The sequence below is a fragment of the Hydrogenophaga sp. genome (assembly GCF_041633695.1).
Lineage (GTDB): Bacteria > Pseudomonadota > Gammaproteobacteria > Burkholderiales > Burkholderiaceae_C > Hydrogenophaga.
In genome coordinates, this window is sequence record NZ_JBFJMY010000175.1 from 1 (window position 1) to 8,221 (window position 8,221).

Genomic DNA, 8,221 nt, shown 5'->3' on the forward strand with positions numbered 1-8,221 from the left:
CCGAACATGGAGTAGTACACGTAGAACGGGATCATGATCCGGTTGCTCGTGCTGTAGCTGGTGGCCGCTGCGATCCAGCTGCTCATGCCGCCGGCTTCGTTGATGCCCTCTTGCAGGATCTGCCCTTTGGTGTCTTCCTTGTAGTACATCACCTGGTCTTTGTCGACCGGGGTGTACTGCTGGCCGTCCGGGTTGTAGATCCCGATCTGGCGGAACAGGCCTTCCATACCGAAGGTACGGGCTTCGTCCACCAGGATCGGCACCACGCGCGGGCCGATCTCCTTCTCGCGCAGCAGTTGCGTCAGGAAACGCACATAGGCTTGCGTGGTAGAAATCTCGCGGCCCTCCGCCGTCGGCTCGATCACAGCCTTGAAGGTGTCGAGCGGCGGCACGGTGAAGTTCTCGTCGGCCTTGATGCGGCGGTGCGGCAAATAGCCACCCAGCGCTTTGCGGCGTTCGTGCAGGTACTTCATTTCCGGCGTGTCGTCGGCCGGTTTGTAGAACGGCAACTCGGCCAGTTGGCTGTCGGGAATCGGGATGTTGAAACGGTCGCGGAAGAACTTGATGTCTTCGTCGCTGAGCTTCTTGGTCTGGTGAACGGTGTTCTTGCCCTCGCCCACCTTGCCCATGCCAAAACCCTTGACGGTCTTGATCAGCAACACGGTCGGCTGGCCAGCGGTTTTCACTGCGGCATCAAACGCGGCATAAACCTTCTTGGAATCGTGACCACCACGGCGCAGATCGCCGATCTCGTCGTCGGTCAAATGGGCCACCATTTCCAGCGTGCGCGGATCGCGGCCAAAGAAATGCTTGCGCACGTAGGCACCATCGTTGGCCTTGAAGGCCTGGTAGTCGCCATCGTTGCACTCCATCATGATCTTGCGCAGCGCGCCGTCTTTGTCGGCGGCCAGCAGCGGGTCCCACTGGCTGCCCCAGATCAGTTTGATGACGTTCCAGCCCGAACCGCGGAATTCGCCCTCGAGCTCCTGGATGATCTTGCCGTTGCCACGCACCGGGCCGTCCAGGCGCTGCAGGTTGCAGTTGATCACGAAGATCAGGTTGTCCAGCTTCTCGCGTGCGGCCAGACCAATGGCACCCAGAGACTCCACTTCGTCCATCTCGCCGTCGCCGCAGAACACCCAGACCTTGCGGTTCTCGGTATTGGCGATGCCACGGGCGTGGAGGTACTTGAGGAAGCGTGCCTGGTAGATGGCCATCAGCGGGCCCAGGCCCATGGACACCGTCGGGAACTGCCAGAAATTGGGCATGAGCTTGGGGTGCGGGTAGCTGGACAGGCCTTTGCCGTCCACTTCCTGGCGGAAGTTGAGCAACTGCTCCTCGGTCAGCCGACCTTCCATATAGGCGCGCGCATAAACACCGGGCGACACATGGCCTTGGATGTAGAGGCAATCGCCCCCATGGCTTTCGCTCTCGGCGTGCCAGAAGTGGTTGAAGCCGGCGCCAAACAGGCTGGCCAGAGAAGCAAACGAGCCGATGTGCCCGCCCAGATCACCGCCATCTGCCGGGTTGAGGCGGTTTGCCTTGACCACCATGGCCATGGCGTTCCAGCGCATATAGGCCCGCAGGCGCTGTTCAATTTCCAGGTTGCCGGGTGAACGCGCTTCTTGCGCCGGTTCGATGGTGTTGACATACCCGGTATTGGCCGAATACGGCATGTCGATGCTGTTTTGGCGCCCGTGCTCCAGCAACTGCTCCAACAGGAAGTGAGCCCGCTCAGGCCCCTCTCGCTCGATCACGGCGGAAAGGGCTTCCATCCACTCCCGTGTCTCCTGGTTGTCCACATCCACCGCATAGCGGGCCTTGAAAGCATCAGTTGCTGACATGTTGTCTCCAATGGGTTTTGAACTAGCTTACGGCGCTCACCGCACAGTGTCAGCAAGTTTGCCATAAAAGAATTCATATTTCAACATGTGCTTTTCATTTCTATATGGTGAAATATCAAAAACAACACCAGAAGAATCCGACGCCGGGCAACGAAGAGCCACCGCGCCCGCCACCAGCCAAGCCGTCACTTAGACTATGCGGCTCATGAACCAGCCGCCGCCCCCGCCACTCAACACCCATGCCACGGTCGGTGTGCGCGCGCCTTGGTGGAAACGCTGGTGGCGCCGCCTCCCCCCGTCCCGACAAGACCGTTTCGCCACCCTGGCGCCTCTGCTGTCGGTGCTCTTGTTCCTGTCGGCCATCGTGGTGGCCTTCACGTATCTGCGCTACGAAGAACTGGAGCGTGAACAGGAAGCCGTCACCCGCGATGTCGAATACGCCCAGCAGCGCTTGCGGCTGCGCTTGCTGGAACGCCAGGAACAGCTGATGCGGCTGGCACGCGAAGTGGACAACAAGGAAATCGGCACCGAAGAGTTCAGCTTCCAGGCCGAATCCCTGATCAGCCAGTTCCCGGAGCTGCTGGCCATCTCCTGGGTCGATGCACACCGCAAGGTCTTGGCCAGCTACGCCTCGCCCAGCGCACCGGCGCCGCTGGTACGGATCACAGGCAGCGTGCTGACCCTGGTCGAGTCGGATGGGTCTTACGACCTCGCGCGCGATCTGCGCCAGCCGATTTATTCGCGTCCGCAAGGCGACGACCCCCGATATGCCAAGCTGATGCTGCAAGTGCCGCTGTCCGAACAGGGCCGGTTCGCGGGCACCATCATGGGCGAGTATTCGATCGACGGCTTGATGCGCTTTGGCATTCCGCCCGAGGTGATCGCCCGGTACGCAGTGGCCTTGATGGACGAAAGCGGCCACGTGCTGGCCGGCAGCCTGCAGGCACCGGCATCGGTCTTCAAGCTGCTGCCCTGGGCCACCCAGCCGCTGCAGCACGAAGTGCCGGTATCACCGGTGGGCAACGGCCTCCTTCTGAAAGCGCAGGGCTACCGCACCTCGCAAGACGTGGTGGGCAGCGGCTTCTTCTGGGTGGTCGGTGCGCTCAGCGCGCTCACGGTCTGGATGCTGCTGGGCACCTGGCGCCACACGCGCCGGCGCGTGCAGGCGCAGCAGGCGTTGGTGTCGGAGACCAATTTCCGGCGCGCCATGGAGAACTCGATGCTGACAGGCATGCGGGCGCTGGACCTGCAAGGCCGCATCACCTACGTCAACCCGGCCTTTTGTTCCATGACCGGCTGGACCGAGTCCGAGCTGGTCGGGCGCACGGCGCCCTTCCCCTACTGGCCCGACCAGGACCACGAACTGCTGGCGGCGCGGCTCGAAGACGAGCTGCGTGGCCGCTCGACGCCGGGCGGTTTCGAGGTGCGGGTGCAGCGCCGGGATGGCAGCATTTTCGACGCCCGCATGTACGTCTCGCCACTGATCGATCCCAACGGCATTCAGTCCGGCTGGATGACCTCGATGACCGACATCACCGAGCCCAAACGCATCCGCGAAGAGCTCACGGCCTCCTACGAACGCTTCACCACCGTGCTGGAGAGCCTGGACTCCGCCGTCTCGGTGGCGCCCCTGGGCAGCGACGAGATGTTGTTCGCCAACAAGATGTACCGGCTCTGGTTCGGCACCCGTGGCCGCGGCCACCGGCATCTGGTCGATCTGGCCGGCAACCAGCCCAGCCCCAACTCGGACGATGGCGACGCGGTGGATTCCTTCGCCGGCATGCCCACCAGCTCCCTGACCGACGCCAGCACCGAGAACGCCGAGGTCTTTGTCGAAGAACTGGACCGCTGGCTGGAGGTGCGCACCCGCTACCTGACCTGGGTCGATGGCCGGCTCGCGCAGATGGTGATCGCCAGCGACATCACCACCCGCCGACTCGCCGAACTGCAAGCCTCGCTGCAGGCCGAACGCGCCCAGACGGCGAGCCGCCTGATCACCATGGGTGAAATGGCGTCCAGCGTGGCGCACGAACTCAACCAGCCGCTCACCGCCATCAACAATTACTGCACCGGCATGATCAGCCGCGTGCAAGACCAACGCATCACCAACGACGAGTTGCTCGCCGCCCTGCACAAGACCGCGCGCCAGGCGCAACGGGCCGGTCAGATCATCCAGCGCATCCGCGCCTTCGTCAAACGCAGCGAACCCAACCCGTCCTTGTCCGATGTCGCACTGATGGTGAGCAACGCGATCGAACTCGCCGACATCGAGTTGCGGCGCCACCAGGTCCGGCTGTCCTCTTACGTGGCGGCGCGCCTGCCCAAGCTGATGGTCGATCCGATCCTGATCGAGCAGGTGCTGATCAACCTGATCAAGAACGCGGGGGAGGCCATCGCCCAGGCCGGGCGCCCGCCCGGCGAGCGTTACGTGGAATTGCGCGTCGGCCCCAAACGCGTCGAGCAACTGGACGTGATCGAATTCGAGGTGCGGGACTCCGGCAATGGCGTGCCCGACGACATGCTGGAGCAGATCTACGAAGCCTTCTACAGCACCAAGAGCGAAGGCATGGGCATTGGCCTCAAGCTGTGCCGCAGCATCGTCGAATCGCACCAAGGTCGCATGCAAGTTCAGAACATCTACAATGGCGAGTTGGTGACGGGTTGTTGCTTCAGCTTCTGGATTCCGGTGGTTTCCCGCCTGAGAATCGACGACGGCACACCCAGCATCGGCAACGCAGCCCCGACCGGCACAGAAGGAGCGAGATGAGTTTGATTCCGAAAAAAGGCACCGTTTATGTGGTCGACGACGACGAAGCGGTACGAGACTCCCTTCAATGGCTGCTCGAGGGCAAAGACTACCGGGTACGCTGCTTTGAATCTGCCGAAGCGTTTCTGAGCCGCTACGACACCCGCGAAGTGGCCTGCCTGATCGCCGACATCCGCATGGGCGGCATGACCGGCCTGGAGCTGCAAGAGCGGCTGATCGAGCGCCAGTCGCCGCTGCCCATCGTGTTCATCACCGGCCATGGAGACGTGCCCATGGCGGTGGAGTCCATGAAAAACGGCGCGCTGGACTTCATCCAGAAGCCGTTCAAGGAAGAACAGCTGCTGTTGCTGGTGGACCGCATGCTGGACCACGCCAAAGACGCCTTCGCCACCCACCAACAAGCCGTGAGCCGCGACGCCCTGCTCTCCAAGCTCACCGGCCGGGAATCCCAGGTGCTGGAACGCATCGTGGCGGGTCGGCTGAACAAGCAAATCGCCGACGATCTGGGCATCAGCATCAAGACCGTCGAGGCACACCGGGCCAACATCATGGAAAAGCTCGGTGCCAACACCGTGGCCGATCTGCTGAAAATTGCGCTGGGGCAGTCCCCGGTGAAAACCTGACGGATTGCGCCACATGCGCACACAACGCCCGTTGGCTAAACCCACGGGCGTTTCCATTTCCTCTCTTCCTTTTCTTCACGCCCTCTCGCCATGACCGCACAACTGATCGACGGCAAAGCCCTCTCCCAACAACTGCGCGCCGATGTCAGCGCCCGCGTGGCCAAGCTCAAGACCAAAGGCATACAGCCCGGCCTGGCCGTGATCCTGGTGGGCGAAAACCCGGCCTCACAGGTCTATGTGCGCAACAAGGTCAAAGCCTGCGAAGACACGGGCATGCACTCGGTGCTGGAAAACTGGCCCGCCAGCCTGTCCGAAGACGCGCTGCTCGCACGGGTGGCCGCGTTGAACGCGGATCCGTCCATCCACGGCATCCTGGTGCAGTTGCCCTTGCCCGCCCATATCGATGCGCAAAAAGTCATCGAAGCGATTGCGCCGTCTAAAGACGTCGACGGTTTTCACATCGCCAGCGCCGGCGCGCTCATGACCGGCCTGCCCGGTTTCTGGCCTTGCACACCCTACGGCTGCATGAAGATGCTGGAATCCATTGGCTACGACTTGCGCGGCAAACACGCCGTGGTGATCGGCCGCAGCAACATCGTGGGCAAGCCCATGGCCCTCATGCTGCTGCAGAAAAACGCCACCGTCACGGTCTGCCACAGTGCCACGCCCGATCTGAAAGCCATGACCTTGCAGGCCGACGTGATCGTGGCCGCCGTCGGCAAGCGCAACGTGCTCACCGCCGACATGGTCAAGCCCGGCGCGGTGGTGCTGGACGTGGGCATGAACCGCGACCCTGACGGCAAGCTCTGCGGCGACGTGGATTTCGCGGGCGTGAAAGAAGTGGCAGGCTACATCACACCGGTGCCCGGCGGCGTGGGTCCCATGACCATCACCATGTTGATGGTGAATACGCTGGAGTCGGCCGAGCGGCTGATCCCATAACACCCCTCTGGGCGACCGGGGCGGATCAGCGCGGTGCCGTTGTTCTGTAGGGTGGGCGAGCCGGTGTCAATCCCGGCGGCTCAGGCGCCAGAGCACGGCGCCAGCACACAGCCATTGGCCCAACACCATCGCACTGCCCAGGCTGTGCCAGAGTCGCAGATCGCCCCCCGTGGCACGGGCGCTCACGATCTGCTGCGCCACCCCGAACTGCTGCAACAAGGCCAGCAGCATGGCCAACAAGACAAAGCCCATGGTGCCCACGGCTGAAGACATGTTCGCCAACCCGTCTGCAGCCGATGGCGCCCCCACGCCTAGTCGGCGCCGCAACAGCAACAACAGCAAGACGCCGAGCAACACGCTGGCCCCACATTGCCACGCAAACAGGCGCGCCGCCAAGGGACCGGCAACAGCCGGGTTGCCCAGCTGAACGAACAGGAACGGGACCACCAGGAAACTGATGGCGGTGATGCCGCCCCACCAGAGGGCGGCGATCAGAATCGAGAAGCGGTGTGAGAGACGTTGCAAGGACATGCGGCGACCGGCCAAGGCCAGGTCAGATGTAGCGAACGTCGACGATCTCGTAGCTGCGCACGCCTCCGGGTGCTTCCACCACCGCCACGTCGCCGACTTCCTTGCCGATCAGGGCACGGGCGATGGGGCTGCTGATGTTGACGAAGCCTTGTTTGATATCGGCCTCGTCTTCGCCCACGATCTGATAGGTCACGGCAGCACCGCTGTCTTCGTCTTCCAAGTCCACCGTCGAGCCAAACACGACCCGCCCCCCGGCTTCCACGGCGGTGGGGTCGATGATCTGCGCCGTGGACAGCTTGCTCTCCACCTCGGCAATCCGGCCCTCGATGAAGCCCTGGCGGTCCTTGGCCGCTTCGTACTCGGCGTTTTCACTCAAATCGCCCTGGGCACGCGCCTCTGCAATCGCGTTGATCACCCAAGGGCGGTCGACGGTCTTCAGGCGGTGCAGCTCCGCTTTGAGTTTCTCGGAACCGCGTTTGGTGATGGGCATCGTGGCCATGGCTTCACTCCAGCAAGCTTGGGGCATCCGCCGCACCATCGGATGCGGCTTGGGACAAAAGGAAACCGCCGAGCGTTACCGGTCGGCGGCGAGTGCTTTCGATTATGCCTTGAACGTCTCGGACACCCAAATCCTGCGCTCAGTCCCGCCCGGCCTCCTGGATGGCTTGCGCCAGCCGCTGGGGGTCGGTGAACAGCAGCTCGTGGCTGCCCGCGCACTCGATCAACCGGAACAAACCCAGCCGCTCCGACAACCTGGGGTGCCAGGGCAGGCTGTGGGGCAAAGCGGTGTCCTGCTGGCAGTTGATGTAGCTCTTGCCCAGCGGCAAGGCGGCCAGCTCGGTCTCCAACACCGCTTTGTCGGTGAAGGTTCGGTACGGGTGGGGATTGAGCTGGCCATAGGTGTGTTCGGCCAAAGCCAGATCGGCGTCGTTGATGAACGCCTCCCGCCAGATCGGAAACGGCAGCATCACCGCGTTGCCCGAAGCGGCGGCGATGCCATCGAACAAGCTTCGGTAGTGCGGTGGCACGAGGTCGTTGAGCGATTCGCCATGCATAGGCACAAAGGCGTTGGCATAGATCAGGCGGCGCAGCCGCTCGCCCAGACGCTGGGCCGCCATGCTGATCACCATGCCGCCGTAGCTGTGCCCCATGAGGCGCACCTGGCTCAACTGCCGGGTCTCGACAAAATCCACCAGCGAGTCGACCGCATCGGACAAACCGATTTCCGATCGTTTGTCGTCCGCCCGGTTGCCCGCCAGGGTCGGGCAATGCACCGTGTGCCCCATGGTGCGCAGATGGGCCGCGACAGGCTCCATCAGTTCACCGGTGTGCCAGGCGCCGTGCACCAATACATAGGTATCTGCCATTCGTGTCTCCTCGATCTTTGGAACCCAGGTCCGCCCTACGCGGGCCTGTGGAACAACAATGTAGGTCGCGCAACGCACGCAAAATGGCCGTTTTGTGCCCGCTGAATGGACGCCTGCTGCCGGGGTGGCCCCGCTCCGGGCGCCGCC

General features: G+C 63.0%; 8 protein-coding genes. 3 read left to right on the plus strand and 5 right to left on the minus strand.

Annotated elements, in window-relative coordinates:
• Both aceE and ABYB95_RS12185 read right to left on the minus strand, forming a co-directional pair.
• The coding region (gene aceE, locus ABYB95_RS12180; protein WP_372658818.1) for a pyruvate dehydrogenase (acetyl-transferring), homodimeric type at nt 1–1,844 on the minus strand (1,844 nt) is incomplete at its 3' end.
• Nucleotides 1,845–1,880: 36 nt separating this feature from the next.
• Nucleotides 1,881–2,033 carry a hypothetical protein gene (locus ABYB95_RS12185; RefSeq protein ID WP_372658819.1) on the minus strand — a complete coding sequence of 51 codons (153 nt, stop codon included), beginning with the start codon at nt 2,031–2,033 and terminating at the stop codon, nt 1,881–1,883.
• A gap of 16 nt (nt 2,034–2,049) precedes the next feature.
• Here ABYB95_RS12185 and ABYB95_RS12190 point away from each other — a divergent pair, with 16 nt between their 5' ends.
• From ABYB95_RS12190 to folD, 3 genes are all read left to right on the plus strand, one after another.
• Nucleotides 2,050–4,611, plus strand: a complete 2,562-nt coding sequence (locus ABYB95_RS12190; protein ID WP_372658820.1) for a PAS domain S-box protein — start codon at nt 2,050–2,052, stop codon at nt 4,609–4,611.
• Nucleotides 4,608–5,234, plus strand: coding sequence for a response regulator transcription factor (locus ABYB95_RS12195; protein ID WP_372658821.1), 627 nt, complete (start codon nt 4,608–4,610; stop codon nt 5,232–5,234). Before ABYB95_RS12190 ends, ABYB95_RS12195 begins: the two co-directional genes overlap by 4 nt.
• A 90-nt stretch (nt 5,235–5,324) precedes the next feature.
• A complete protein-coding gene (folD, locus tag ABYB95_RS12200; RefSeq protein ID WP_372658822.1) occupies nt 5,325–6,176 on the plus strand; it encodes a bifunctional methylenetetrahydrofolate dehydrogenase/methenyltetrahydrofolate cyclohydrolase FolD in 852 nt (283 codons plus the stop codon).
• A gap of 66 nt (nt 6,177–6,242) precedes the next feature.
• Here the strand turns inward: folD and ABYB95_RS12205 are convergent, their stop codons facing one another.
• From ABYB95_RS12205 to ABYB95_RS12215, 3 genes are all read right to left on the minus strand, one after another.
• Entirely contained in the window at nt 6,243–6,707 is a 465-nt protein-coding gene (locus ABYB95_RS12205; RefSeq protein WP_372658823.1) for a DUF4149 domain-containing protein, read from the minus strand.
• Nucleotides 6,708–6,729: 22 nt separating this feature from the next.
• Nucleotides 6,730–7,206: a transcription elongation factor GreA gene (gene greA, locus ABYB95_RS12210; RefSeq protein WP_372658824.1), complete on the minus strand. Its 477-nt coding sequence runs from the start codon at nt 7,204–7,206 to the stop codon at nt 6,730–6,732.
• A 139-nt stretch (nt 7,207–7,345) separates the two neighbouring features.
• Complete coding sequence (locus tag ABYB95_RS12215; RefSeq protein WP_372658825.1) at nt 7,346–8,074, minus strand: alpha/beta fold hydrolase; 729 nt, start codon at nt 8,072–8,074, stop codon at nt 7,346–7,348.
• Between the last annotated feature and the right edge of the window lie 147 nt (nt 8,075–8,221).